This is a genomic window from Muricoccus nepalensis, from assembly GCF_006438825.1.
In the GTDB taxonomy this organism is placed as follows: Bacteria; Pseudomonadota; Alphaproteobacteria; order Acetobacterales; family Acetobacteraceae; genus Roseomonas; species Roseomonas nepalensis.
The window spans coordinates 1-25565 of the sequence record NZ_RCZP01000023.1; the positions used below are offsets into that span (position 1 = coordinate 1).

General features: G+C 75.0%; 21 protein-coding genes. 19 read left to right on the top strand and 2 right to left on the bottom strand.

The genetic code is table 11. The annotated features are described in order from the left end of the window. The 16 genes from EAH89_RS31425 to recN all read left to right on the top strand — a co-directional run. The coding region (locus EAH89_RS31425; RefSeq protein WP_456306512.1) for a hypothetical protein at window positions 1–240 on the top strand (240 nt) is incomplete at its 5' end. After that, on the top strand, window positions 227–1690 hold the full coding sequence (locus tag EAH89_RS19200; protein ID WP_140885330.1) for a UDP-N-acetylmuramoyl-L-alanyl-D-glutamate--2,6-diaminopimelate ligase: 1464 nt from the start codon (window positions 227–229) through the stop codon (window positions 1688–1690). The genes EAH89_RS31425 and EAH89_RS19200, both read left to right, overlap by 14 nt. Then, window positions 1687–3087 (top strand): UDP-N-acetylmuramoyl-tripeptide--D-alanyl-D-alanine ligase, encoded by a 1401-nt coding sequence (locus tag EAH89_RS19205; protein WP_140885331.1) that lies wholly within the window; start codon window positions 1687–1689, stop codon window positions 3085–3087. Before EAH89_RS19200 ends, EAH89_RS19205 begins: the two co-directional genes overlap by 4 nt. Then, the gene (mraY, locus tag EAH89_RS19210) at window positions 3084–4169 is read left to right on the top strand and encodes a phospho-N-acetylmuramoyl-pentapeptide-transferase (RefSeq protein WP_140885332.1); all 1086 of its coding nucleotides are present in this window, start codon (window positions 3084–3086) and stop codon (window positions 4167–4169) included. Before EAH89_RS19205 ends, mraY begins: the two co-directional genes overlap by 4 nt. After that, on the top strand, window positions 4166–5509 hold the full coding sequence (gene murD / locus EAH89_RS19215; RefSeq protein ID WP_140885333.1) for a UDP-N-acetylmuramoyl-L-alanine--D-glutamate ligase: 1344 nt from the start codon (window positions 4166–4168) through the stop codon (window positions 5507–5509). Before mraY ends, murD begins: the two co-directional genes overlap by 4 nt. After that, on the top strand, window positions 5506–6648 hold the full coding sequence (locus EAH89_RS19220) for an FtsW/RodA/SpoVE family cell cycle protein (RefSeq protein WP_140885334.1): 1143 nt from the start codon (window positions 5506–5508) through the stop codon (window positions 6646–6648). The genes murD and EAH89_RS19220 overlap by 4 nt, the downstream gene beginning before the upstream one ends. 16 nt (window positions 6649–6664) lie before the next feature. Beyond that, entirely contained in the window at window positions 6665–7822 is a 1158-nt protein-coding gene (locus tag EAH89_RS19225; protein WP_140885335.1) for a UDP-N-acetylglucosamine--N-acetylmuramyl-(pentapeptide) pyrophosphoryl-undecaprenol N-acetylglucosamine transferase, read from the top strand. A 1-nt stretch (window position 7823) separates the two neighbouring features. Beyond that, on the top strand, window positions 7824–9269 hold the full coding sequence (gene murC, locus EAH89_RS19230) for a UDP-N-acetylmuramate--L-alanine ligase (protein WP_140885336.1): 1446 nt from the start codon (window positions 7824–7826) through the stop codon (window positions 9267–9269). Further along, a complete protein-coding gene (gene murB / locus EAH89_RS19235; protein ID WP_140885337.1) occupies window positions 9266–10171 on the top strand; it encodes a UDP-N-acetylmuramate dehydrogenase in 906 nt (301 codons plus the stop codon). Before murC ends, murB begins: the two co-directional genes overlap by 4 nt. Next, window positions 10168–11124, top strand: a complete 957-nt coding sequence (locus EAH89_RS19240) for a D-alanine--D-alanine ligase (RefSeq protein WP_140885338.1) — start codon at window positions 10168–10170, stop codon at window positions 11122–11124. The genes murB and EAH89_RS19240 overlap by 4 nt, the downstream gene beginning before the upstream one ends. Continuing rightward, complete coding sequence (locus tag EAH89_RS19245) at window positions 11114–12007, top strand: cell division protein FtsQ/DivIB (protein WP_140885339.1); 894 nt, start codon at window positions 11114–11116, stop codon at window positions 12005–12007. The genes EAH89_RS19240 and EAH89_RS19245 overlap by 11 nt, the downstream gene beginning before the upstream one ends. Beyond that, window positions 12004–13293: a cell division protein FtsA gene (gene ftsA, locus EAH89_RS19250; protein ID WP_140885340.1), complete on the top strand. Its 1290-nt coding sequence runs from the start codon at window positions 12004–12006 to the stop codon at window positions 13291–13293. Before EAH89_RS19245 ends, ftsA begins: the two co-directional genes overlap by 4 nt. 57 nt (window positions 13294–13350) lie before the next feature. After that, on the top strand, window positions 13351–14934 hold the full coding sequence (gene ftsZ / locus EAH89_RS19255; RefSeq protein WP_140885341.1) for a cell division protein FtsZ: 1584 nt from the start codon (window positions 13351–13353) through the stop codon (window positions 14932–14934). Window positions 14935–15156: 222 nt separating this feature from the next. Then, window positions 15157–16107 (top strand): UDP-3-O-acyl-N-acetylglucosamine deacetylase, encoded by a 951-nt coding sequence (gene lpxC / locus EAH89_RS19260; RefSeq protein ID WP_140885342.1) that lies wholly within the window; start codon window positions 15157–15159, stop codon window positions 16105–16107. 85 nt (window positions 16108–16192) lie between these two features. After that, window positions 16193–17044 (top strand): outer membrane protein assembly factor BamD, encoded by an 852-nt coding sequence (locus EAH89_RS19265; RefSeq protein WP_140885343.1) that lies wholly within the window; start codon window positions 16193–16195, stop codon window positions 17042–17044. A gap of 6 nt (window positions 17045–17050) precedes the next feature. Continuing rightward, entirely contained in the window at window positions 17051–18730 is a 1680-nt protein-coding gene (gene recN / locus EAH89_RS19270) for a DNA repair protein RecN (RefSeq protein ID WP_140885344.1), read from the top strand. A 3-nt stretch (window positions 18731–18733) separates the two neighbouring features. Here the strand turns inward: recN and EAH89_RS19275 are convergent, their stop codons facing one another. Further along, on the bottom strand, window positions 18734–19432 hold the full coding sequence (locus EAH89_RS19275; protein WP_140885345.1) for an endonuclease V: 699 nt from the start codon (window positions 19430–19432) through the stop codon (window positions 18734–18736). A 71-nt stretch (window positions 19433–19503) separates the two neighbouring features. On the opposite strand from EAH89_RS19275, the gene ligA reads away from it, so the two are divergent. Both ligA and EAH89_RS19285 read left to right on the top strand, forming a co-directional pair. After that, window positions 19504–21723, top strand: coding sequence for an NAD-dependent DNA ligase LigA (ligA, locus tag EAH89_RS19280; RefSeq protein ID WP_140885346.1), 2220 nt, complete (start codon window positions 19504–19506; stop codon window positions 21721–21723). A gap of 85 nt (window positions 21724–21808) precedes the next feature. Next, the gene (locus EAH89_RS19285) at window positions 21809–22438 is read left to right on the top strand and encodes a LysE family translocator (protein WP_140885347.1); all 630 of its coding nucleotides are present in this window, start codon (window positions 21809–21811) and stop codon (window positions 22436–22438) included. A gap of 7 nt (window positions 22439–22445) precedes the next feature. Here EAH89_RS19285 and EAH89_RS19290 read toward each other — a convergent pair whose 3' ends face one another. Continuing rightward, window positions 22446–23453 carry a Bug family tripartite tricarboxylate transporter substrate binding protein gene (locus EAH89_RS19290; protein WP_161993686.1) on the bottom strand — a complete coding sequence of 336 codons (1008 nt, stop codon included), beginning with the start codon at window positions 23451–23453 and terminating at the stop codon, window positions 22446–22448. A gap of 245 nt (window positions 23454–23698) precedes the next feature. Between EAH89_RS19290 and EAH89_RS33160 the strand changes: the two genes are divergently transcribed. Further along, the gene (locus EAH89_RS33160) at window positions 23699–25528 is read left to right on the top strand and encodes a hybrid sensor histidine kinase/response regulator (RefSeq protein ID WP_140885349.1); all 1830 of its coding nucleotides are present in this window, start codon (window positions 23699–23701) and stop codon (window positions 25526–25528) included. Window positions 25529–25565: the final 37 nt, after the last annotated feature.

The following is a 25565-nucleotide window of genomic DNA, read 5'->3' on the forward strand; positions in this document are numbered from 1 at the left end:
GCCCCGCCGGCCGGCGTTCGCCCGGCGACGGCGCCGGCCGCCGCCCCGCGCGCGCCCGCGCCGCCAACGGCGCCCTCGCTCGCGCCGCCCGTGCCGCTGCGGGTCACGGACCTGCTGCGCGAGACGACGATCGGGCGCATCCGCTTCACCCTGGCGGCCCAGGCCGCGACCCTCGACGGCGCGCTCGAGGAGGCGATGGCCGGGGAGCCGGAGCCGGCCGCGAGCGATGAGGCTCGGTGACCTGATGGCCGGCCTCGATCTCCGCGCCCCCCGCCAGGACGGCCCGCCGGAGATCACGGGGCTGACGGCGGACAGCCGCCAGGTGGTGCCCGGCGCCCTCTTCGCGGCGCTGCCGGGCGCGCGGACCGACGGGCGCGAGCACATCGAGGACGCGGTGCGGCGCGGCGCGATCGCCGTGCTGGCGCCCGAGGGCACGGAATGGCCGCCCGGCGTGCCGCCGCGCGCGCTTCTGACCGCGAGCGACCCGCGCCGCGCGCTGGCGCTGATGGCTGCGCGCTTCCACGGCGCGCAGCCCGGCACGGTCGTCGCCGTGACCGGCACGAACGGTAAGACGAGCACGGCGGAGTTCCTTCGCCAGGTCTGGTCGCTGGGCGGGCAGCGCGCGGCCTCGATGGGCACGCTCGGCCTCGTGGCGGAGGGCTTCCCGCCGGGCCCCTCCCTCACCACGCCCGACCCGGTCTCGCTGCACGCGACGCTCGCCGCGATCGCGCGGGGGGGCGTGACGCACGCGGCGATGGAGGCCTCCTCGCACGGGCTGGAGCAGCGGCGGCTCGACGGCGTGACCCTCGCGGGCGCCGCCTTCTCCAACCTCACGCGGGACCATCTCGACTACCACCGCACGGTCGAGGCCTACCGCGCGGCGAAGCTCCGGCTCTTCGACACGCTGCTCGAGCCTGGCCGCCCGGCCGTCGTGAACGCCGACATGGACGCGGCGACGCTCGAGGCGCTGCGCGCCGTCGCCGGCTCGCGCCGCCTGCGGCTGCTGACGGTGGGCGAGGCCGGGGCGGACGCGCGGCTGCTGCGCCACGCGCCGCTGCCGGACGGGCAGGAGATCGAGGTCTCGCTCTTCGGCCGGCGCGAGACGGTGCGGCTGCCGCTCGTCGGGCGCTACCAGGCGGACAACGTGCTCCTCGCCGCGGCTCTGGCCGTCGCGACCGGCCTGCCGGCGGACCGCGTGCTGGCCGCGCTGCCGTGGCTGTCCGGCGTGCGGGGGCGGATGGAGTTGGCCGCGCGGCTGCCGAACGGCGCGGCGGTCTACGTCGACTACGCCCACACGCCGGATGCGCTGGAGCGGCTGCTGGCGGCGCTGCGCCCGCACGCGGCGCGGCTGCACGTCGTGCTCGGCGCGGGCGGGGACCGCGACCCCGGCAAGCGCCCGCTGATGGGCGCGGCCGGCGCGGCGCTCGCCGACCGGGTGGTGGTGACGGACGACAACCCCCGCAGCGAGGACCCGGCCGCGATCCGCGCGGCGGTGCTCGCGGCCTGCCCGGGCGGGATCGAGATCGGCGGGCGCGAGGCCGCGATCGCCGAGGCCATGGCCGCGCTCGGCCCCGGCGACGTGCTGGCGGTGGCGGGCAAGGGGCACGAGAGCGGCCAGACGATCGGCGGCGTGACGCATCCCTTCGACGACGTCGCGGTGGTGCGGCGCCTCGCGGGGATCGACGCGTGAGCACGCCGCTCTGGGACGCGGCCTCGCTCCGCGCGGCGACGGGCGGGGCGGCGGCGGAGGGCCTGGCCGTCTCCGGCGTCTCGATCGACAGCCGCGCGGTGGCGCCGGGCGACCTCTTCGTCGCGCTGCGCGACACCCGGGACGGGCACGACTTCGTGGCGGACGCCCTCGCGCGCGGCGCCGGGGCCGCCATGGTGGACCGCGCGCCGGCCGGATTGAGCGAGAGCGCGCCGCTGCTCCGCGTGGGCGACACGCTGGCCGGGCTGACGGCGCTCGGCGCGGCCGGGCGCGCGCGCTCCCCCGCCCGCTTCGTGGCCGTCACGGGAAGCGTAGGCAAGACGAGCACGAAGGAGATGCTGGCGGCCGGGCTCTCGGCCGCGGGGCGCGTCCACGCGGCGGCGGCGAGCTACAACAACCATTGGGGCGTGCCGCTGACCCTCGCGCGGATGCCGGTCGAGGCCGAGTTCGGCGTGATCGAGATCGGCATGAACGCGCGGGGCGAGATCGCGCCGCTGTCCCGCCTCGCGCGGCCGCACGTCGCGATCGTCACGGTCATCGCGCCCGCGCATCTCGGGCGGCTGGGCTCGATCGAGGCCATCGCCGAGGAGAAGGCCGACATCGTCGAGGGGCTGGAGCCCGGCGGGACGGTGGTGCTGCCGGCCGAGGGCGAGCAGGCCGCACGGCTGCAGCGTCGCGCGGCGACCGCGGGGGTGCGGGCGGTGCTGTTCGGCGAGGGAGAGGGCGCCGAGGCGCGGCTGCTCGCCTGGCGCGGCGAGGCCGACCGGCAGTCCTTCCGCGTCGCCCTCGGGGCCGAGGAGATCGCGGTTTCGCTGGCCGTTCCCGGCCGGCACATGGCGATGAACGCGGTGGCGGCGCTGGCCGCGGCGCGGGCGCTGGGGGTCGATCCCCGGCGCGTCGCGGAAGGGCTGGCGGGCTTTGCCGCGCTGGCCGGGCGGGGGGCGCGGGTCTCCATCCCCCTCGCCGGAGGGGCGGCGCTGCTGCTCGACGAATCCTACAACGCGAATACGACCTCCATGCGTGCGGCCCTCGCCGTCCTGGCGGCACAGGAAGGGACGCGGCGGATTGCCGTGATGGGCGACATGCTGGAACTCGGGGACCAGGGCGCGGCGATGCACGCGGCGCTGGCGGCGGAGGCGGCGGCGAGCGCCGACCTCGTCTTCACCTGCGGGCCGCAGATGGCGGCGCTGCACGCGGCGCTGCCGGCCGCGCGGCGCGGCGCGCACGCCGCCGACAGCGCGGCGCTGGCGCCGATCGTCGCGGAGGCGATCCGCGCGGGCGACGCGGTGCTCGTGAAGGGCTCGCTCGGCAGCCGCATGGCCGCCGTGGTGCGGGCGGTGAAGGGGCTGGGCGAGGCGGGCCGGGGGGCCGCGGCATGATCCCCGCGCTGCTCGCCGCCCCCGGCGACCTCATCATCTTCAACCTGTTCCGCTACCTCACCTTCCGCGCGGGCGCCGCCTGCCTGACGGCGTTGGTGGTCTCGCTCCTTTTCGGGCCGATGGTGATCCGCGGCCTCCGCGGCTTCCAGCGCGGCGGGCAGCCGATCCGAGCCGACGGGCCGGAGCGGCACCTGATCGAGAAGAAGGGCACGCCCACCATGGGCGGGGTGCTCATCCTCATGGCGCTTACCGTCTCCACCCTTCTCTGGGCGGATCTCCGCAACGGCATGGTCTGGTCGGTGCTCGTGCTCACCCTCGGCTTCGGGCTGCTGGGCTTCGCCGACGACTGGCTGAAGGTGACAAAGCGGAACACGAAGGGCGTCTCGGCCCGCGGCAAGCTCGTGGTGCAGTTCGGCCTCGCGCTGCTGGTCGCCGTCGCCATCCTCTGGTTCGTGCCGCCGGAGCTGAACGCGAGCCTCACCATCCCCGTCTTCAAGGAGGTGCTGATCCCCTTCAGCGTCTTCTTCCCCCTCGTCGCCATGCTGGTGATGGTCGGCGCCTCGAACGCGGTGAACCTGACGGACGGGCTCGACGGGCTGGCCATCGTGCCCGTGATGATCGCGGCCGGGGTCTTCGCGCTGATCGCCTATCTCGTCGGCAACCGGGTCTTCTCGGAGTATCTCCAGCTCCACTTCGTGCCGGGCACGGGCGAGCTCGCGGTGTTCTGCTCGGCGCTGATCGGGGCGGGGCTCGGCTTCCTCTGGTTCAACGCGCCGCCGGCGGCCGTCTTCATGGGCGACACGGGCAGCCTGGCGCTGGGCGGCGCCCTCGGCGCGGTGGCGGTGGCCACGAAGCACGAGGTGGTGCTGGCCATCGTCGGCGGCGTCTTCGTGGTGGAGACGCTGTCGGTCGTGATCCAGGTCTTCTGGTTCAAGCGCACGGGGCGGCGGGTCTTCCTCATGGCGCCGCTGCACCACCACTTCGAGAAGAAGGGCTGGGCCGAGCCGACCATCGTGATCCGCTTCTGGATCATCTCGATGATCCTGGCCCTCGTCGGCCTTTCCACCCTGAAGATCCGGTGAGCGCCGTGCGGCCCTTCGCCGGCCTCCGCATCGCCGTCCTCGGCCTCGGCCGGGCCGGGCTGCCGGCCGCGCGGCGGCTGCGGGAATGGGGCGCGGCGGTGACGGCCTGGGACGACGGCGAGGCAGCGCGGGCCGTGGCGGGCGACCTCCCGCTCGGCCAGCCCGAGAGCTTCGACCTGTTGATGATCTCGCCGGGCATCCCCCATCGCGGGCCGCGGGCCCACCCGCTGGCGCTCCGGGCCGCGGCGATCGGGGCGCCGGTGCTCTGCGACGTGGAGTTCCTCTTCCGCGCCGTGCGGGCCGCGGGCAGCCGGGCGCGCTTCGTGGGGATCACGGGGACGAACGGGAAGTCCACGACGACGGCGCTGCTGGACCACCTCGGGCGCGCGGCCGGCCTCGCCGTCGCGACCGGCGGCAACCTCGGCCCGCCGGCGCTCGACATGCCCGTGCTCGGCGACGAGGGCGTCTACATCCTCGAGATGTCCTCCTACTCGGCGGAGCGGCTGGACAGGACGCGTTTCGACATCGGAGCGCTGCTCAACCTCTCCCCGGACCATCTCGACCGGCACGGGGACATGGCGGGCTACGCCGCGGCGAAGGCGCGCGTGCTGCTGGGCAACCAGGTCTCGGTCATGGGGATGGACGACGCGGCCACGCGCGCCGTCGCACCCGGCGGGCGCCGCGTGCCGGTCTCGGGCCGCGCGCCGCAGCCGGGCGGGGTCTGGGCGGAGGGCGCGATCCTGCGCGACGACGCCGGCGTCATCGCCGACCTCTCGGGCGCGCTGGCCCTGCCCGGCGTGCACAACGCGCAGAACGCGGCGGCCGCCGCGGCCCTCGCCTTCGCGCTGGGGATCGACCGGGCGACGGTCGGCGCCGCGCTGCTGACCTACCCGGGCCTGCCGCACCGCCAGGAGAATGTCGGCTCGGTGGGCGGGGTGACCTTCCTCAACGACAGCAAGGCGACGAACGCGGACAGCGCGGCCTATGCCCTGGCCTGCCACGACCGGCTGGTCTGGATCGCGGGCGGGGTGCCGAAGGCGGGGGGCATCGAGCCGCTCGCCGCCTTCTTCCCGCGCGTGGCGGAGGCGCTGCTGATCGGCCAGGCCGCGGAGGAGTTCGCGGCCACCCTCGCGGCCCACGGCGTGCCGCACCGGGTCCTCGGCACGCTCGAGGCCGCGGTGCCGGCCGCGCTGGACGCCGCGCGGCGGACCGGCGCCGGCGCCGTGCTGCTCTCGCCGGCCTGCGCCTCCTTCGACCAGTTCCGCAGCTTCGAGGCGCGGGGCGATTCCTTCCGTGCCCTCGTCGCCGCCCTTTCCAACCGTGAAGCGGAGGCCGCCTGATGGCACTCTCCCGCGCCGATACCTCGACCCTGGGCCGCTGGTGGTGGAGCGTCGACCGCTGGACGCTGGCCGCGCTGATGACGCTGGTCGGCTTCGGCTACCTCATGGTGCTGGCTGCCGCACCGGCCGTCGCCGAGCGCATCGGTGCCTCGTCGCGGAACCTCTTCTTCGCCAAGCAGGTGATGTTCCTTGCGATGGCGACGACGGTGATGGCGGGCGTGTCGCTCCTGAGCCCGAAGGGGGTGAAGCGGCTGGCCCTGCTCGGCTTCCTCGGCGCGCTCGTGCTCACCATCGCGACCCTCCTGATCGGGGCCGAGGTGAAGGGCGCGCGGCGCTGGCTGAACCTGCCGCTGATCGGCTCGCTCCAGCCCTCCGAGTTCCTCAAGCCCTGCTTCGCCGTCGTCGCGGCCTGGCTGATCGCCGAGGCCAAGGCGGCCGGGCGCCGGGCCTGGGTGCCCTGGGTGATCGTCATCGGGCTCTACGGCTTCGTTGCCGTGTTGCTGCAGCGCCAGCCCGACATCGGGATGCTGCTCGTCATCACCTCCGTCTTCCTCGCGCAAGTCTTCGTGGCCGGGATCAACATGGCCGTGGTGACCGCGCTGGGCGGGGTGGGCGTCGCGGGGCTCTTCGGCGCCTACTTCGTCTTCGCCCACTTCCGCGACCGCATGAACCGCTTCCTCTACCCCGAGCACGGCAACAACTACCAGGTGGACGTGGCGCTGGAGGCCTTCGGCGCGGGCGGCATAATGGGGGTGGGCCCGGGCGAAGGGCGCATGAAGACCGTGCTGCCCGACGCCCACGCGGACTTCGTCTTCGCCGTGGTGGGGGAGGAGTTCGGGCTGCTCGTCTGCCTCCTCATCCTCCTGCTCTTCGCCTTCGTCGTTGTCCGCGGGCTGATGCGGCTGCTGGCGGAGACGGACCTCTACGTCATCCTCGCCGCCTCGGGCCTGCTCACGCAGTTCGGGCTGCAGGCCTTCATCAACATGGCCTCCTCCCTCCACCTCATTCCCACCAAGGGGATGACGCTGCCCTTCGTCTCCTACGGCGGCTCCTCCGTCATCGCCATCGCGCTCGGCATGGGCTTCCTCCTCGCCCTCACGCGCAAGCGGATGAGCCGGGCCGAGGAAGGGCCGCTGTGACGGGCGGGCGGCCCTGATGCGCGGCCCGGGGGCGCGGCCGGTCGTCATCGCCGCCGGCGGCACGGGCGGGCACTTCTTCCCGGCCGAGGCGCTGGCCGCGGCGCTCGTCGCGCGCGGCGAGCGGGTGGCGCTGATGACCGACGCGCGCTCCTCGGCGCTGGACAGCCCGGTCTTCGCGAACGCGGAGCGCTTCATCCTTCCCGGCGCCGGCCTAGCGGGGCGCGGGGTGCTCGCCGCCGCCCGGGGAGCGCTGGCGCTGGCGCGCGGCACGATCGAGGCGAGGCGCCTGCTGCTCGACCTCAACCCCTCCGTCGTCGTCGGCTTCGGCGGCTACCCCTCGGTGCCGCCGGTGGTCGCGGCGCGCCTCCTGCCCGCCGCGCGCCGGCCGGCGATCGTGCTGCACGAGCAGAACGCCGTCCTTGGCCGCGCCAACCGGGAGATGGCGCGGGGCGCGGACCTCCTCGCCCTCTCGCTCGAGGGCACGCGGCGCGTCCCGGCGGGGGCGCGGGCGGAGGTTCTCGGCAACCCCGTGCGCCCCGCCATCGCCGCGCTGCACGGCGGCGGCTACGAGCGGGCCTCCGGAACGCTGCGGCTGCTCGTCCTCGGCGGCTCGCTCGGGGCGCGGGTCTTCTCGGACGTGGTGCCGGCGGCCGTCGCCGCCCTGCCGCCCGAGCTGCGGGCGCGGGTCTCGGTGGTGCAGCAGTGCCGGGCGGAGGACCTGGAGCGCACCCGCGCCGCCTACGCGGCGGCGGGCGTCGCCGCCGAGCTCGCGCCCTTCTTCGGCGACGTCGCGGCGCGCCTGGCCGCCGCCCATCTGGTGGTCGCGCGCGCCGGCGCCTCGACCGTCGCCGAGATCGCCTGCGCGGGGCGGCCGAGCCTCCTCGTGCCCCTTCCGCACGCCATCGACGACCACCAGACGGGGAACGCCCGTTCCCTTTCGGAGCGCGGCGCGGCCGAACTGATGCCCCAGGACAGCTTCACGGCGGATTCACTCTCCGCCTCGCTGAAAAACTGCTTTCTCGCACCGGAAACCCTGGACGAAACGGCCCGCGCTGCGGCACTTCTCGGCAGGGCCGACGCCGCCGAGAGATTGGCGGACCGGGTCCTCTCACTGGCTGACGTCGCATCGCCGCTTCGCGGTGGGTCCGGATCGCCCCTCGGGAAAGCTGCCTGACATGCGCGCCCTTCCGCTCAACATCGGCCCCATCCACTTCGTGGGCATCGGCGGCATCGGGATGTCCGGCATCGCGGAGGTGCTGCACAACCTCGGCTACCAGGTCCAGGGCAGCGACATCGCCGAGGGCTACAACGTCACCCGCCTGCGCGCGGCGGGGATCGCCGTCTCGATCGGCCACGCGGAGGAGAATCTCGGCGCCGCCCAGGTCGTGGTGATCTCGTCGGCGGTGAAGAAGGACAACCCGGAGGTCCAGGCGGCCCGCGCCCGCTTCCTGCCCGTGGTCCGCCGCGCCGAGATGCTGGCCGAGCTGATGCGGCTGAAGTGGTCCATCGCGGTCGGCGGCACCCATGGCAAGACCACCACGACCTCCCTCGTCGCCTGCGTGCTCGAGGCCGCGAAGATCGACCCGACCGTGATCAACGGCGGCATCGTCAACGCCTACGGCACCAACACCCGGCTCGGCGCCGGCGAGTGGATGGTGGTGGAGGCCGACGAGAGCGACGGCTCCTTCCTCAAGCTGCCGGCCGTGGTGGCGGTCGTCACCAACATCGACCCCGAGCACCTCGACCACTGGGGCACGGCGGATTCCATGAACGAGGGCTATGCCCAGTTCGTCGGGAACATCCCCTTCTACGGCTTCGCGGTGCTCTGCGCCGACCACCCGCAGGTGCAAGCGATGATCCCGCGCCTGTCGGACCGCCGGCTGATCACCTACGGCTTCTCCCCCCAGGCGGATGTCCGGGCCGAGCGCGTCATCACCGACCGCATGGGCGCGACCTTCGAGGTGGTGGTGCAGGACCGGCTGAACCGGCGCTCGCGCGCCCTCAAGCCCTTCCGGCTGCCGATGCTCGGCCAGCACAACGTGCTGAACGCGCTCGCCGCCATCGCCATCGGCGTGGAGATGGAGGTGCCGGAGGAGACGATCCGCATGGCGCTCGCCACCTTCAAGGGCGTGAAGCGCCGCTTCACCCGGGCGGGCGAGGCCGGCGGCATCACCGTCATCGACGACTACGGCCACCACCCCGTGGAGATCGCGGCGGTGCTGAAGGCCGCCCGCCAGGCCGGCGCGCGGGACGTGATCGCCGTCGTGCAGCCGCACCGCTACTCCCGCCTCGACGCCCTGTTCGAGGAGTTCTGCACCTGCATGAACGACGCGGGCACGGTGATCGTGGCCGATGTCTACGCGGCCGGCGAGGCGCCCATCCCCGAGCGCGACCAGGACGCGCTGGTCGAGGGGCTGCGCGCCCACGGCCACCGCTCCGTCGTGCCGCTGCCCGGGCCGGACCACCTGGCGGAGATGGTGCACGCCATCGCGCGGCCCGGCGACTACGTCGTCTGCCTCGGCGCCGGGAACATCACCACCTGGGCCCACGCCCTGCCCGCCCAGCTCGCCGAGCTGCAGGCCAAGAGCGGCGGGCCGCGCCGGATCAAGGGCGCGGCATGAGCGCCTCCGTCGACATGACGGAGAGCCCCCTCCCCGCCCTGCGCGGGCGCGTGCAGGCGGGGGCGGCGCTCGGGGCCACGACGTGGTTCCGCGTGGGCGGCCCGGCCGACTGGCTCGTGCGCCCGGCCGATGCCGACGACCTGCTGCGCCTCCTGCGCCGCGCGACCCTGCCCATCACCGTGATCGGCGCCGCCTCCAACCTCATCGTGCGGGACGGCGGCGTGCGCGGCATCGTGCTGCGCCTGGCCCGCGGCTTCGGGGATGTCGAGGTCGAGGCGGACGGGGTGGTCGCGGGGGCGGCGGCGCTCGACGCCGTGGTGGCCGAGCACGCGGCGGCGGCCGCGCTCTCGGGCCTCGAGTTCCTCTCGGGCATCCCGGGCAGCATCGGCGGCGCGGTGGCCATGAACGCCGGCGCCTACGGGTCCGAGGTCGCGGACGTGCTCGACTGGGCGGAGATCGCGACGGCGGACGGGCTGTTCCGCGTGCGCGCGGCCGACCTCCGCCTCTCCTACCGCCGCGCCCTCCTGCCGGCCGGCGGCGTGGTGGTGCGGGCGCGCTTCCGTGCCGTGCCGGGCGACGCGGAGGCCATCGCGGCCCGCATGGCCGCGATCCGCGAGAGCCGCGAGGCGACGCAGCCCGTGCGGGCGCGCACCGGCGGCTCCACCTTCGCCAACCCGCCGGGCCACAAGGCCTGGGCGCTGATCGACGCCGCGGGCTTCCGCGGGCGCGTGATGGGCGGGGCTCAGGTGAGCGAGAAGCACTGCAACTTCCTCCTCAACACCGGCGACGCCACGGCCGCCGATCTCGAGGATCTCGGCGAGGCGGTGCGCGCCGCCGTGCTGGCCCATTCCGGCGTCTCGCTCGAATGGGAGATCAGGCGCATCGGAGAGCGTTCGGCATGACGCGCGTCACGGTCCTTCTCGGCGGCCTGTCCAGCGAGCGCGAGGTGTCGCTCTCCTCCGGGCGCGAGATCGCGCACGCGCTGCGCGAGGCGGGCTACGAGGTGACGACCCTCGACCCCGGTTCCGACCTCGGCGCCGTGGTGGCGGCGCTCGCCGCCTCGCGCCCGGACGCCGTCTTCAACGCGCTCCACGGCCGCTTCGGCGAGGACGGGTCCATCCAGGGCGTGCTCGACTGGATGGGCATCCCCTACACGCATTCGGGGCTGCGCGCCTCGGCGGTCGCGATGGACAAGGCGGCGGCCAAGGCCTGCTTCGCCCAGGCCGGGCTTCCGGTCGCGCCGCACCGGCTGCTGGAGGCGCGCGACCTCGCCGAGGCCGATCCCCTCCCCCTCCCCTACGTCGTGAAGCCGGTGCGCGAGGGTTCCTCGGTCGGCGTGCACATCCTGCGCGAGCGCGACAACCGCCGCGCCGAGATCGCGGCCTCCTGGTGCTGGGGCGAGATCATCGCCGAGCCCTATATCCCCGGCCGCGAGCTGACGGTCGCGGTGATGGAGGACCGGGCGCTGGCGGTGACGGAGATCGCGACCGGCCACGCCTTCTACGACTACGACGCGAAATACGCGGAAGGCGGGTCTCGCCACGTCATTCCCGCCGAGGTGCCCGACGACGTCCGCGCGCGCGCCATGGCGGTCGCGGTCGCGGCCCACGCGGCGCTCGGCTGCCGCGGCGTCTCGCGGGCGGACTTCCGCTGGGACGACGCCCGGCCCGGCGCCGAGGGGCTCGTGCTGCTGGAGGTGAACACCCAGCCCGGCATGACGCCGACCTCCCTCGTGCCGGAGCAGGCCGCCTATTGCGGCATCCGCTTCCCGGAGCTCTGCGCCTGGATGGTGCGCCAGGCGCGGCACGACGGGATGCCGCGGGATGGGGCGAAGGGGTTCCGCGATGCCGCGTAAGCTCACCGCCGGGGCCCGGAAGAGGCCCGTCCAGAAGGAGCCGCAGCGGCCGAGCGCGCTGCGCCTCTGGCTCCGCCGCCGCCGCCCGATGCTGCGCCCGGCGGGCAAGGCCGGGGCGCTGCTGGTGCTGTTCGGCGTGGCCGCCATGGGCGTCGCCAGCCTCGACCCCGCGAGCAAGCTGACGGCGGCCTTCGACCGCGCCTCCACCGGCGCCGCGGCGCGGGTCGGCGGGCTGCGCGTGACGGAGGTGCGGATCGAGGGCGCGCGCAACGCGACGCCGGCGATGCTGCGGGAGGCCATCGGCGTCCGCGCCGGCGACCCCATCCTCGCCTTCGCGCCCCAGGCCGCGCGCGAGCGGCTGGAGGCCATCGCCTGGATCGAGAGCGCGGAGGTGCAGCGCCACCTCTCGGGCCTCGTGCTCGTGCGGCTGCGCGAGCGGGCGCCCTTCGCGATCTGGCAGAACAACGGCCGCTTCGCGATCATCGACCGCGAGGGCCGGACCGTCGCGACCGACCGGCTGGACGCCTTCGGCCCGCTGCCCCTCGTGGTGGGCGCCGGCGCCGAGAAGACGGCGGCGCCCCTCTACGACCTTCTGCGCGGGGTGCCGGACGTCCTCGCCCGCACCCAGGCGCTGGTGCGGATCGGCGAGCGCCGCTGGAACCTCCGCCTGCACAGCGGCACCGACGTGATGCTGCCCGAAGGCCACGAGGACGCGGCCCTGCTGCGCCTGGCCGAGCTGCAGAAGGGGAACCAGATCCTGGACCGCCCGCTGCAGGTGGTGGACCTCCGCCTGCCGGACCGGCTCGTCCTGCGGGGCAACCCGGCGCCGCCCGAGGTCGCGCCCCCCGCCGCCGCCCGCGCGCGCGCGGGGAGGAGCGGGTGAACGCCCTGTCGCGCCCGCCGGACGGCACCGCGGCGCCGCGCGCCCGCAACCCGCGCGCGCGGCCCGCCGCCTTCGGCGTGCTCGACGTCGGCACCACGAAGGTCGTCTGCATCATCGCGCGGATCGAGCCGGACGGGCTGCCGCGCGCCCTCGGCTACGGTTGGCAGCGCAGCCAGGGGGTGAAGGGCGGCAACGTCATCGACCTCGCCCAGGCCGAGCGCGCCGTGCGCGCCGCCGTCGCCCAGGCCGAGGAGATGGCGGACATCAAGCTGTCCGGCGTCATCGCCAACCTCTCCTGCGGCCAGCCCGAGAGCCGGCAGCACCACGTGCAGTGGACGATCAACGGCCGCGCGGTGACGGAGGCGGACCTCCGCGCCGTGGTGGCCGAGGGGCGCCGGCGCATGGCCGAGGAGGGGCGCGAGGCCGTGCACGCGCTGCCGCTGGGCTTCACCCTCGACGCGACGCCGGGGGTCACCGACCCCCGCGGGATGATCTGCGACACGCTCGGCGCACGGCTGCACATCGTGGACGCGGCCTCGGCCTCGCTCCGCAACCTCGGCACCGGCCTCATGCGCTGCGACCTCGAGGTGGAGGAGGCGGTCTCCGCCCCCTACGCCGCCGCCCTCGCCGCGCTGTCCGAGGACGAGCGCGAGCTCGGGGCCACGGTGATCGACATGGGCGGCGGCACCACCTCGCTCGCGGTCCTGCACGAGGGGATGCTGCTGCACACCGCGCAGGTTCCCGTCGGCGGCTGGCAGGTGACGAACGACCTCGCCCGCGGGCTGAATACGTCCTACGATCAGGCCGAGCGGCTGAAGACGATGCACGGCAGCATGTTCGGCACGATCGACGACGAGCGCGAGATGCTTTCCCTGTCCCGGATCGGCGAGGACGGGGACATCCTCTCCCGCGTGCCGCGCGCGCAGATGCTGTCGATCATCCGCCCGCGGGTCGAGGAGACGCTGGAATTCGTCCGCGACCGCCTGAAGGAGGCCGATCTCGGCCCGCAGGCGGGCCAGGCGGTCGTGCTGACGGGGGGCGCGAGCGGACTCGTCGGCGCCCGCGAGACGGCGTCGCGCATCCTCGGGCGGCCCGTGCGGCTCGGCCGCCCGCAGGCGGTGCGCGGCCTGCCCGACGTCTTTCACGCACCGGGTTTCGCCACCACGCTCGGCCTCGTCGCCTGGGGCGCGGGCGAGGGACGGCCGGTGCTCGATTTCGATCACGGTCCGCAGGGGTCGCGGAGCGTTTTCGCGCGTTTCGTCAATTGGCTCCGGGACCGTGTGTGATCCATAAGGTCTCGGGGGCGATTCGTAATCATCGCGTCTTCGAAGGGGGCTAGAACGATGACGCTGAACCTGACCATTCCACGTCAGCAGCATACTGACTTTACGCCGCGGATCACCGTGATCGGCGTGGGTGGCGCCGGGTGCAACGCGGTCAACAACATGATCGGCATGGGCCTGGACGGCGTCGAGTTCCTCGTCGCCAACACCGACGCCCAGCAGCTCGTGAACAGCCGGGCGGAGCGGCGCGTGCAGCTCGGCCCGCACCTGACGCAGGGCCTGGGCGCGGGCGCAAAGCCCGAGATTGGGCGCGCGGCGGCGGAGGAGGCCACCGAGGACCTCGCCCGCCACCTCGAGGGCGTCCACATGATCTTCATCACCGCCGGCATGGGCGGCGGCACCGGCACGGGGGCGGCGCCGGTGATCGCCCGCATGGCGCGCGAGCGCGGCGTGCTAACCGTCGGCGTGGTGACGAAGCCCTTCGACTTCGAGGGACCCAAGCGCCGCCGCGCGGCCGACCAGGGCCTCGACGAGCTCCAGCAGTACGTCGACACGCTGATCGTCATCCCGAACCAGAACCTGTTCAGGAAGGCGAACGAGCGGACCACCTTCGCCGAGGCCTTCAAGATGGCCGATGACGTCCTCTACATGGGCGTGCGCGGCGTGACCGACCTGATGGTCAACCCCGGCCTCGTGAACCTCGACTTCGCCGACATCCGCACCGTCATGGCGGAGATGGGCAAGGCGATGATGGGCACGGGCGAGGCCGAGGGCGAGGACCGCGCGGTGAAGGCCTCCGAGGCTGCGATCAGCAACCCGTTGCTGGAGGACACCTCCATGCGCGGCGCTCGCGGCGTGCTGATCAACATCACCGGCGGCTACGACATGACGCTGTTCGAGGTCGACGAGGCCGCGAACCGCATCCGCCGCGAGGTGGACGAGGACGCGAACATCATCTTCGGCTCCTCGGTCGACGAGACGCTGAACGGGCGGCTGCGCGTGTCGGTGGTCGCCACCGGCATCGACGCGGTCGACCCGCAGGCTCAGGCGCAACAGGCCGCCGAGCCGCAGCGCGTGGTGGCGATCGGCGGCGCGGCGGTGGCCGCCCCCGCCGGCTTCGTGCCGCCCGCCGGCCAGGGCTTCGTGCCCGGCGGGCACGCCCCGGCCATGCGCCAGGCGGGCCAGCCCGGCGCGCACCCCGGCGCGCACCCCGGCATCGGGCGCCCGGCCTCCGTGATGGGCGCGCCGCGTCCCCTCTCGGCCGTGCCCTTCCCCAACGCGGCCGCGGTCCCGCCGCCCGCGCCGAACGCCAGCCCGCGCCTGCCGATGGGCGCCCGCCGCCCCGCGACGGTCGAGATGGGCGGCATGGCGGCCGAGCCCGCCGCCGAGATGCCCGTGCAGGCCGCGCCGGTCCCCCAGGCCCCGGCGCCCGCCCCCGCCCCGCGCATGGCGCCGGCCCCCTCGCCCTCCGCCCCGACCGGCGGCCTGGGCGGCATCTTCCGCCGCGCGACGGGCATCGGCGGCATGCGCCGGTCCCTGCCCGAGCAGCCCGAGGCCGGCCCCGCGCCGGTCGCGCGGCCGCAGCCGCAGGAGGACGGGATGGGCCTCGACATCCCGACCTTCCTCCGCCGCCAGGGCAACTGATCGCCCAAGCCCCACCGGCCCGCTTCCCGCGGGCCGCCTGGCCGAAGGGCCCCGTCAGGATGCTGGCGGGGCCCTTCGCGCGTTTGAAATACGCAGCAATATCAAGAAGTTCTCGCGAAATACGGAGAAACAACGCTTGACTGGCACTGGCCATGCTGCGGTGCGATGTTCCGGGTCGCCGGTGCGTTTACCCGGCACGAACGGCTCACCAGGGGTTCCCCGATGGACGGCTTCTTCCCGATCGGCACGGCGCGCGCCCGGACCCTCAAGTCCGCGATCGGCTGCGTGGGCGTGGGCCTTCATTCCGGCGCCCGCACGACGCTGAACCTGCGCCCGGCCGCGGCCGGGACGGGCATCGTGTTCCGCCGCACCGACCTCAGCATCGACATCCCCGCCCGCCACGACGCGGTCAGCGACACCCGCCTCTGCACCGCCATCGGCGAGGGCGAGGCGCGGATCGGCACGATCGAGCACGTCATGGCCGCCCTGGCCGCCCTCGGCGTCACCGACCTCGTGGTCGAGGTCGACGGGCCCGAGATCCCCATCCTCGACGGCTCCTCCGCCCCCTTCATCTTCCTGATGGACTGCGCGGGCGTGGTCGAGCTCGCGGCCTCCGTCGCCGCGATCGAGGTGCTGCGCACGGTCCGTGTGACCGACGGCGAGGGGCCGGACGCCGCCTGGGCCGAGCTCTCCCCGGCCGATGGCGCCGGCCTCGAGGCCGAGCTGAGCATCGACTTCGGCGCGACGGCCATCGGCCGCCAGTCCCTTTCCCTGCGGGTGACCGAGGAGAGCTTCCGCTCCCTGCTGGCGGACGCGCGGACCTTCACCATGGCCGAGGACATTGCGCGCCTCCGCGCGGTCGGCCTCGCCCGCGGCGGCTCGCTGGCCAACGCGGTGGTGGTGGACGGGCCGCTGGTGGTGAACCCGGGCGGCCTCCGCCACGTCGACGAGTTCGTGCGCCACAAGCTGCTGGACGCGGTGGGCGACCTCGCCCTGGCCGGCGCGCCGCTCAAGGCCCGCTTCCGCGGCCACCGCTCGGGCCACGCGCTGAACAACCGCCTCCTCCGCGCCCTCTTCGCCGATGCCTCCGCCTGGCGCCGGGTCGAGGAGGAGGACGTCTCGGCCATGCCGGGCGCCAGCGTCCGCCTTCCGATGGCGGCCGCGGCGGCCTGAACCGGGCGCCGGTCCCCCCGTCCGGCTCCCGCGCCCTGCCCTGCTCTGTCGCGTCCCTCCCGGCGCGTGCTATAGAGCCGCCGCCATGAAGCTCCGTCGCCTCGCGATCCTTCCCCTGCTCCTCGCCCCCCTCGCCCTCGGCGGATGCGAGAGTCTCGACTTCTGGAACGGGAAGTCGGACTCCCTCCGTGCGCGGGGCCAGACCTACGCGGACATGTCGCCCGAGGCCCTCTACGCCGCGGGGCTCGAATCCCTGCGCGCCCAGCGCTACGCCCAGTCGATCGAGATCTTCGACACGGTCGAGCGCGACCACCCTTATTCCACCTGGGCCACCAACGCCCGCCTGATGAGCGGCTACGCGGAGTATTCCCGCAACCGCTACACCGAGGCGCTGGGCCAGCTCGACCGCTTCATCCAACTCCACCCCGCGCACCGCGACATCGCCTACGCCTATTACCTCCGCGCCCTCTGCTACTACGAGCAGATCGCGGACGCGCAGCGCGACCAGGCCGGGACCGAGACCGCGCTGGCGGCGCTGCAGGACGTGGTGAACCGCTTCCCGAACTCCACCTACGCCCGCGACGCCCGGCTGAAGATGGACCTCGCCCGGGACCACCTCGCGGGCAAGGAGATGAACATCGGCCGCTTCTACCAGGAGCGCCGCCTCTACGCCGGCGCGATCCTGCGGTTCCGCAACGTGGTCGAGAACTACCAGACGACGAACCACACGCCCGAGGCGCTGCACCGGCTGACCGAGATCTACCTCGCGATGGGCCTGACCGACGAGGCGCGGAAGACCGCCTCGGTGCTCGGCCACAACTACCCCGGCAACCCCTGGTACCAGGACAGCTACGCGCTGCTGGTGGACGGCGCGCAGCCGGCGGACCGTCCCTCGCGCCCCGGGATCCTCCGGCGCGTGGTCGAGGCGGTTTTCTAGGCCGGCGTGCTCGCCTCCCTCTCCATCCGCGACGTGGTGCTGATCGAGCGCCTGGACCTCACCTTCGGTCCCGGCCTCTCGGTGCTGACCGGCGAGACCGGCGCGGGCAAGTCGATCCTGCTGGACAGCCTCGGCCTCGCGCTCGGGCAGCGGGCGGAGGCGGGGATGGTCCGCTCCGGCCAGAGCCAGGCCGGGGTGGTCGCCGTCTTCACGCCCCCGGCCTCCCACCCCGCCCACGCCCTAATGGCGGAGCAGGGGATCGAGGCGGACGACCAAATCGTCCTTCGCCGCATCGTCACCGCCGACGGCCGGTCCCGTGCCTTCGTCAACGACGAGCCGGTGGGGGTCGCCCTGCTGCGCCGCCTGGGCGCGCTGCTGGTGGAGGTGCAGGGCCAGCACGACCAGGTCGGCCTCGCCGATCCCGCCACCCATTCCGGCCTGCTCGACGCCTTCGGCGCGCTCGAGCCCCGCCGCAACGCCGTCGCCGAGGCCTATCGCGCCTGGCGCGGGGCGGAGCGCGCGCTGAAGGAGGCGCGCGAGGCCATCGCGGCCGCGCAACGCGACGAGGAATGGCTGCGCCACGCCGTGCAGGAGCTCGCCGACCTTTCCCCCCAGGAGGGCGAGGAGGACGCGCTCGCCTCGGAGCGCCAGGGGCTGCAAGGGAGCGAGCGCCGGGCGGAGGCCATCGCCTCGGCGCTCTCCGAGATCCAGCCGCGCGACCGGCGGGGCGGCGGCGCCCCCGCGGCAGCGCTCCGCAACGCCGCCCGCGCGCTCGAGCGCCTGACGCCGCCGAGCGAGGAGGCCACCGCCGCCCTCACGGCGCTGGCCGCCGCCCAGGACGCGCTGGCCGAGGCCGAGAACGTGCTCGAGCGGCTGGCGAGCGACGCCCAGCCCGACCCACGCCGCCTCGAGACCGTGGAGGAGCGCCTCTTCGCGCTCCGCGCCGCCGCCCGGAAGTACACGGTGGCCGTGGTGGACCTGCCCGCGCATCTCGGGTCGCTCCGCGAGCGCCTGTCGAACCTCGACGCCGGCACCGGGCGCGTGGCGGCGCTGGACGCCGCGGCGGGGCAGGCGCGGGCGGCCTATGTCGCGGCCGCCGGCGCCCTCACGGCCGCGCGGCGCGAGCACGCGGACAAGCTGGAGAAGGCGGTGTCGAAGGAACTCGCGCCGCTCAAGCTCGACCGCGCCCGGCTGCACATCGAGATCGTGCCGCGCGAGGAGAGCGCCTGGGGACCGGACGGGCAGGACCGGGTGACCTTCCTCGTCACCACCAACCCCGGGCAGAAGCCGGGGCAGCTCGCCAAGATCGCCTCGGGCGGCGAGCTGTCGCGCCTCATGCTCGCGCTGAAGGTGGTGCTGGCGCGCGGCTCGCCCGTGCCGACGCTGGTGTTCGACGAGGTCGACAGCGGCATCGGCGGCGCGACGGCGGCGGCCGTGGGCGAGCGGCTGGCGCGCGTGGCCGAGCGGCTGCAGGTGCTGGTCGTCACCCATTCCCCCCAGGTGGCGGCGCGCGGGGCGCGGCACTTCCAGGTGGCCAAGGGCGTGCGGGGCGACCGGGCCGAGACGCGCGTCGTGCCGCTCGACGTGCCCGCGCGGCGCGAGGAGATCGCCCGCATGCTGGCCGGCGAGCGCGTGACCGAGGCGGCGCGGGCGGCGGCGGACGAGCTCCTGGCCGGGGCGGCCTGAGGCTCAGGCCTCGGCCAGGCGCCGCGCCTCCCCCGCCAGCTTGTCCGCGAGCCGCGTCGGCTCGGGCAGGCGGTAGCCGGCGAGCCAGTCCAGGACGTGCCGCACCGCCGTCTCCGGCGAGACGCGGTGGCCGGCCGAGACGAAGAGCGGGTTCACCCCGCGCTTGCTCCGCAGCACGGTCGCGATCCGGCGGCCCTTCCAGACCAGCGGCACCTGGCTTCCCGCCTCCATCCCCAGCTCCCCCTCGGGCTTGCCGACCAGGGGCGACTTGGCGACGCCAATGGTCGGCAGGTCCAGCACCACGCCGAGATGCGTCGCCGTGCCGCAGCCGCGCGGGTGGCTCAGGCCGTGGCCGTCCACGAGGAGGAGGTCGGGGCGGGCCGGCAGCGCCGCCAGCGCGTCCAGGATGAAGGGGATCTCGCGGAAGCCGAGGAAGCCCGGAACGTAGCGGAAGGCCGGCACGCCTTCCACCAGCCCCGTCGCGACCGGCGCCGAGGGCGCGCCGCGCTCCAGCAGCACGGCCATGGCGCGGATCCGGTCCGGCCGGCCGCGGGCAGCGCCGGCGCAGTCCACGCCGGCCACGAGGCGGGGCACCTCCGCCAGCCGGTCCGCCGCCTCGGCGCGGGCGGCGATCGCGTGCTGGGCGGCGCGGGCGGCCGCGAGGTCGGGCGGGTGGATCCAGTCGGGCGGCACGTCGGTCATGACGGCACAACGCGGCGGGGGGCGGGCGGTGGCCTTGGCGGCATGGGGCGGGCGCGGCTATCCACGGGGCGATGCCGAAGAACCCGCCCGCTCCCGCCCTGGCCCCTTCCCTGCCGATCGAGGACCTGACGGAGGAGGAGGCCGCGCGCGAGCTCGAAGCCCTCGCCGCCCGCCTCGCCGAGGCCAACGCCGCCTATCACGTCCGCGACGAGCCGATCATGCCGGACGCGGAATACGACGCGCTGTTCCGGCGGAATCAGGCGATCGAGGCGCGGTTCCCGGAGCTGGTGCGGGCCGACAGTCCCTCGAAGAAGGTGGGCGAGGAGCCGGCGGCGGGCTTCGCCAAGGCGCGGCACGGCACGCCCATGCTGTCGCTCGACAACGCCTTCGCGCCCGAGGATTTTTCCGAGTTTGCCGCCCGGATCCGCCGCTTTCTCGGCCTCTCGGCGGAGGAGGTGCTGCGCTTCGTGGCGGAGCCGAAGATCGACGGGCTCTCCGTGAACCTCACCTACGAGCACGGGCGCTTCGTGCGCGGCGCCACGCGCGGCGACGGCACGGTGGGCGAGGACATCACCGAGAACCTCCGCACGCTCGACGAGCTGCCCCGCGAGCTCCCCGCCCCCTTCCCCGACCGGATCGAGATCCGCGGCGAGGTCTTCATGACCAAGGCCGACTTCCTCGCCTTCCACGCGGAGCAGACGAGGCTCTTCGAGGAGCGCGAGCGGCGCCGCGCGGCCGGGGAGAAGGTGGGCGAGGCCGTCCGCATCCCCGTGAACCCGCGCAACGCCGCGGCGGGATCGCTGCGGCAGCTCGACGCGCGCATCACCGCGCGGCGGCCGCTGCGGCTCTTCGCCTACGCGCAGGGCGCGTCGTCCTCCCCCGTGGCGGAGACGCATTCGGGCTATCTCGACGTGCTGCGCGGCTGGGGCTTCCGGGTGAACCCGCTGTCGGAGGCGCTGCGCGACGAGCACGCGGCGGCGGACTTCCAGGCGCGCATGGGCGAGCGCCGCGCGGGGCTCGACTACGACATCGACGGCGTCGTCTACAAGCTCGACCGGCTGGACTGGCAGGGGCGGCTCGGCTTCGTCGGCCGCGCGCCGCGCTGGGCCATCGCCTGGAAGTTCCCGGCCGAGCGCGCGACGACGAAGCTGCTGGAGATCCAGATCCAGGTCGGCCGCACCGGCGCCCTCACGCCGCGGGCCATCATGCAGCCCGTCAACGTCGGCGGCGTCATGGTGCAGCACGCGACGCTGCACAACGAGGACGAGGTGGCCCGCCGCGACGCGCGTGTGGGCGACACGGTGGAGCTGCAGCGCGCCGGCGACGTGATCCCCCAGGTCATCCGCGTCGTCGATCCCGACCGGCCCGGGCGCGGCGAGCCCTGGGTGCCGCCCACCCACTGCCCGGAATGCGGCAGCCCCGCCATCCGGCCGGAGGGCGAGGTGGTGCGCCGCTGCACGGGCGGGCTGGTCTGCCCCGCGCAGCAGGTGGAGCGGCTGATCCACTTCGCCTCCCGCAACGCGATGGACATCGAGGGACTGGGCATCGAGAACGTCGTGCTGCTGCACGAGGCCGGGCTGGTGAAGACGCCGGCCGACATTTTCCGGCTGTCGGGGCACGTGGCCACGCTGCGGGGCTGGAAGGGCTGGGGCGGCGCGGCGAAGGGGGAGTCGAAGAAGGTCGCGAACCTCCTCGCCGCCATCGAGGCGCGGCGCCGCCCGAGCCTCGAGCGCTTCATCTTCGCGCTCGGCATCCGTCGCATCGGCGAGCAGAACGCGCGGCTTCTCGCGCGGCACTACCACTCGGCGGCGGCCTGGCGGGCGGCGATGCTGGACGCGCGGATCATCGGCAGCGAGGCGCGCGAGGACCTCGGCGGCATCCAGGGCATCGGCCCCTCCATCGCGCAGGAGCTCGTCACCTTCTTCGCCGAGACGCGCAACGTGGAGGCGCTGGACGACCTTCTCGGCGAGGTCACGCCCGAGGAGGCCGAGGCGGTGGCGGAGGGCGCGCTGTCCGGCAAGTCGATCGTCTTCACCGGCGGCCTCGAAACCATGACGCGGCAGGAGGCCGAGGCGCGGGCGGAGCTGCTGGGCGCGAAGGTCGTGAAGTCCGTCTCCAAGCGCACGGACCTCGTCGTGGTCGGCACCGACGCCGGCTCGAAGGCGAAGAAGGCGGCGGAGCTGGAGCTGAGGACGCTGACCGAGGCGGAGTGGCGCGCGATCGCGGGCTTCCCGCCCGCGGAGCCGGCGCCGGAGACGACGCCCGACCCGGAGCCCGACCCGGCGCCCTGAGGCGGGGGCGCCATCAAGGGCGGTGATGCCGGGGATCAGGAGAAGTCGCTCGACCTCCGGCGGCGGCGGCGCCACGAATCGCGGCATGCCTGTCGACCCCGCCCTCCTCCTCGCCTGCCTGCTGGCCAGCGTCGTCGTGGCGCTCTCGCCGGGGCCGGACATGATGTTCGTCCTCGGGCAGACGCTCTCGGGCGGCGCGCGCCGGGGATGGGCGGCGGCGGCCGGGATCTGGTGCGGGGCGATGGTTCATCTTACCGCCGCGGCGCTCGGGGTGGCGGCGCTGATCGCGGCGGAGCCGGCGCTCTTCACCGTGCTGCGGCTGGCGGGGGCGGCCTATCTTCTCTGGCTCGGGGCCGGCGCGCTGCGGGCGGCCTGGGAGGGGGCGCCGGTCGGGCTTCCGTCCGCGACCGCGCCGCGGCGGGTGGTGCTGCAGGGCATGCTGACGAACCTCACCAACCCCAAGGTGGCGCTCTTCTTCCTCGCCTTCCTGCCGCAGTTCGTGGCGCCGGACCGGGCGGCGCCCTGGGTGCAGATGCTGCTCCTCGGGCCGCTGCTGCCGCTGCTCTCGGTGCCGGTCTTCGCGGCGCTGATCCTCGGCGCGGGCCGGGCCTCGGCGCGTCTGGCCCGCTCCGCCCGCGCGGCCCGCTGGCTGCACGGGGCGGCGGGGGTGATCTTCCTCGGGCTCGGGGCGCGGCTCCTCGCCCAGCGCTCGTGAGGCGGCGCTAGCGCGCGGCGCCGAGCACCTTCTCCCGCATGCCGTCGATGAAGTTGAGCATCCAGCGCGTGTAGTCCGTCGCCTCCGGCACGGAGCCGCCCACGGTCTCGAGCGACAGGTCCGCGAGGCGCGCGCGCACGGCCGGCGCCCGCGCTGCGCGGTCGTAGGCGGCGTTCACCTGCGCGACCACGCCGGGCGGCGTGCCGCCGGGGGCGAAGAGGATGATGCCCATGTTGAAGCCGAGGTCGGGGTAGCCGGCCTCCGCGATGGTCGGCACCTCCGGAAGCTGCGGGATGCGCTCGGGCGAGAGCACGGCGAGCGCCTTCAGCCGCCCGGCCTGCACGTGCGGCAGGAGGAGCGCCGTCGGCTGCACCACGTAGGAGACCCGGCCCGAGAGAAGGTCCGAGGTGAAGTCGCCGCGGTAGGGCACGTGCACCGCCTCGAAGCCGAGCCGCTGGCTGAGGCGGGCGGGGACGAGGTGGAACAGGGTGCCCACCCCGAAGGAGGCGTAGTTGAGCTCGCCCGAGCGCGCCCGCCCGACGCGGGCGAGGTCGGCGATCGTGTTCACGCCGAGGTCCGGGTTGGCGACGACCATCCAGTGGTCGCGCGTGGCGCGGGAGATCGGCGTGAAGTCGGTGAAGGGGTCCATCGGCGAACGCCCCGCGAGGAGGAAGGAGTGGACGATGGCGTCCACCCCGCCCATGAACAGCGTGTGCCCGTCCGCCGGCGAGCGCGCCGCGGCCTCGACGGCGATGATGCTGGCCGCGCCCGGCCGGTTGTCCACGACGACGGGCTGGCCGAGCGCCTCCGCCATTCCCTCCGAGACCGCGCGCGCGGTGAGGTCGATCGTGCCGACGCCGGGGGCCACGCCGACGATGATGCGGACGGGGCGCGTCGCGTAGCCGCGGCCGGGTGCGGCGGGCTGGGGAGCGGCGGGTTGCGAGGCGGCGGGATGGGCCAAGCCGGCCGCCGTCAGGAGGGCGGGCGCGGCGCCGAGGATCGTTCGCCTCTGCATGGTTCGTTTCCTTGCGGCGCGGCGCGGCGCCGCGGCTCCCGGCCAGCTTAGGCAGCGCCGCCGGGACGGCCAACCGGGAAGCGCGCCGCCCGGCCGCGGGGGGCGCGCGAATTTGCGGCCGGACGGGCGGGCCTTTATGAAAGGCCGTCGGCGTCGCTCGCCGCCCTCGATCTCTGCCATGGGGAACGTCGCTGTCGAACAGGGGACCGGCCGCGGGGCGCTTCGTCTTCCGCACGCTCGCGGCCATGGCCGTGCTCGTCCCGGCGCTTGCCCTCGCCGGCGGCGCCTGGTGGTCCTGGCGGAACGTGCAGGCGGCGGCGCGATCCCGCGTGGAGCGGACGGTCGGCGTGCTGCACGAGCACGCGCTCCGCTCCTTCGAGACGCAGAACGCGCTTCTGACCACGCTGCAGTGGAACACGCGGGCCCTGTCCTGGCCTGAGATCGCGGCCAGCGCGGAGATCGCCGACCTGGCCGCGCACCTCGCCCGCAGCACGCCGGGCACGAGCGCGATCGGCATGGTGGACCCGGACGGCCGCGTCGTGCAGATCACCTCCTCGCCCTTCCCGCCGTCGCCGATCAGCTTCGCGGACCGCGACTACATCCAGGCGCAGCGCGGCCCCTCCGCCGGGCTTTTCATCTCCGCCCCCCTCACCGGCCGGATCAGCGGGCGGGCGGTCTTCAATTACAGCCTTCCGCATCTCGGCCCCGACGGGCGGCCGGACGGCGGCGCCATGTGGGCGACCTTCCCGATCCGGGAGTTCGAGGCCTTCTACCGCTCCCTCGCCGAGAACCCGCGCGACGTGATCGCGCTGCTGCGGCGGGAGGACGGCGTCATCCTCGCCCGCCACCCGCCGGCGCCGCCGGGCCAGCGCGTGCCCCGCGGCACCGCGGGGATGGCGGCGGTGGAGGCGGCCGGCGGCAGCCCCGGGCGCGTCGGCTTCGCCGAGGACACCTCGGTGGTGGACGGCCTCTGGCGCCTCTACGCCGCCACCCCCGTCCGCGACCTGCCGGTCGCGGTGGTCTACGGCCTGAGCCCCGACGGGCCGCGGGCGGAGTGGCTGCGGCAGGTTTCCACCATGGCGGCCGTCGCCGCGGTGGCGTCGCTCCTGCTTCTCTGGGCCGCCTGGTACGCCGCGCGGGTGGCCGGGCGCGGCACCCTGGCCCTGGCGCGCGAGCGCGACGCCCTCGCCCTCGTGCGGGACGAGGCGGAGCAGCGCGGGCGGGCGGAGGCGGCGATGCGCGAGAGCCAGCGGATGGGCGCGCTCGGCCAGGTGGCCGCCGGCGTCGCGCACGACTTCCGCAACACCGTGCAGGCGGTGACCGGCGGGACGCTGCTGGCCCGCCAGGCCCTCAAGCGCGGCGACGCGGCGGGCGCGGACGCGCTGCTGGCGATGATCGCGGACGCCGCCCGGCGCGGCGGCGCGCTGACCGAGCGCATGGTGGCGGCCGCGCGCCGGGCCTCCCGCGCGCCCGGCCAGGAGGCGGGCGAGGCCGCGCTGGACCCGGTCGCGGCCATCGAGGCGACCGCGGCGCTCCTGGAGCGCTCGCTGTCGCCGACGCACCACCTCCGCCTCGCCATCGACCGCGAGGGCCTGCCCGCGCGGGTGCGCGGGGAGGCCGCCGAGCTCGAGGCCGCGCTGCTAAACCTCGTGGCCAACGCGCGGGACGCCATGCCGGGCGGCGGGGAGATCGTCCTGTCCGCCCGGGCCGACCTCGCCGGTCCCGCCGAGCCGGGTTCCGTGGAGGCCGGCGCCGGGGTGCCGCCGCCGGCCGCGCTGCGCCCCGGCCGCTACGCCCGCATCGAGGTGGCGGACACCGGCATCGGCATGGACGCGGCGACGCTCGCCCGCGCGCGGGAGGCCTTCTTCACCACCAAGCGCGACGGCAAGGGCACCGGCCTCGGCCTCGCGACCGCCAGCGCCTTCGCCGGGGAGGCGGGCGGCGCCCTCGAGGTCACGAGCCCCGGCCTGGGGCGCGGCGCCAGCGTCGTCCTCTGGCTGCCGGAGGCCGAGGCGGCGGCGGGGCCCGGTGCCCTGGCCGCCCGGCCGGAAGCGGGACGCCCGGAGCCGGCTTGACGCGCCGCGGGCGAGGCCCGCCGGCCATCGCGCAGTG

Coding starts and splice junctions, on each gene's coding strand:
- EAH89_RS19200 (WP_140885330.1), top strand. CDS start 227: ATGAGGCTCGGTGACCTGATGGCCGGCCTCGATCTCCGCGCCCCCCGC.
- mraY (WP_140885332.1), top strand. CDS start 3,084: ATGATCCCCGCGCTGCTCGCCGCCCCCGGCGACCTCATCATCTTCAAC.
- EAH89_RS19225 (WP_140885335.1), top strand. CDS start 6,665: ATGCGCGGCCCGGGGGCGCGGCCGGTCGTCATCGCCGCCGGCGGCACG.
- murC (WP_140885336.1), top strand. CDS start 7,824: ATGCGCGCCCTTCCGCTCAACATCGGCCCCATCCACTTCGTGGGCATC.
- murB (WP_140885337.1), top strand. CDS start 9,266: ATGAGCGCCTCCGTCGACATGACGGAGAGCCCCCTCCCCGCCCTGCGC.
- EAH89_RS19240 (WP_140885338.1), top strand. CDS start 10,168: ATGACGCGCGTCACGGTCCTTCTCGGCGGCCTGTCCAGCGAGCGCGAG.
- EAH89_RS19245 (WP_140885339.1), top strand. CDS start 11,114: ATGCCGCGTAAGCTCACCGCCGGGGCCCGGAAGAGGCCCGTCCAGAAG.
- ftsZ (WP_140885341.1), top strand. CDS start 13,351: ATGACGCTGAACCTGACCATTCCACGTCAGCAGCATACTGACTTTACG.
- lpxC (WP_140885342.1), top strand. CDS start 15,157: ATGGACGGCTTCTTCCCGATCGGCACGGCGCGCGCCCGGACCCTCAAG.
- EAH89_RS19265 (WP_140885343.1), top strand. CDS start 16,193: ATGAAGCTCCGTCGCCTCGCGATCCTTCCCCTGCTCCTCGCCCCCCTC.
- EAH89_RS19275 (WP_140885345.1), bottom strand. CDS start 19,432: ATGACCGACGTGCCGCCCGACTGGATCCACCCGCCCGACCTCGCGGCC.
- ligA (WP_140885346.1), top strand. CDS start 19,504: ATGCCGAAGAACCCGCCCGCTCCCGCCCTGGCCCCTTCCCTGCCGATC.
- EAH89_RS19285 (WP_140885347.1), top strand. CDS start 21,809: ATGCCTGTCGACCCCGCCCTCCTCCTCGCCTGCCTGCTGGCCAGCGTC.
- EAH89_RS19290 (WP_161993686.1), bottom strand. CDS start 23,453: ATGCAGAGGCGAACGATCCTCGGCGCCGCGCCCGCCCTCCTGACGGCG.
- EAH89_RS33160 (WP_140885349.1), top strand. CDS start 23,699: ATGGCCGTGCTCGTCCCGGCGCTTGCCCTCGCCGGCGGCGCCTGGTGG.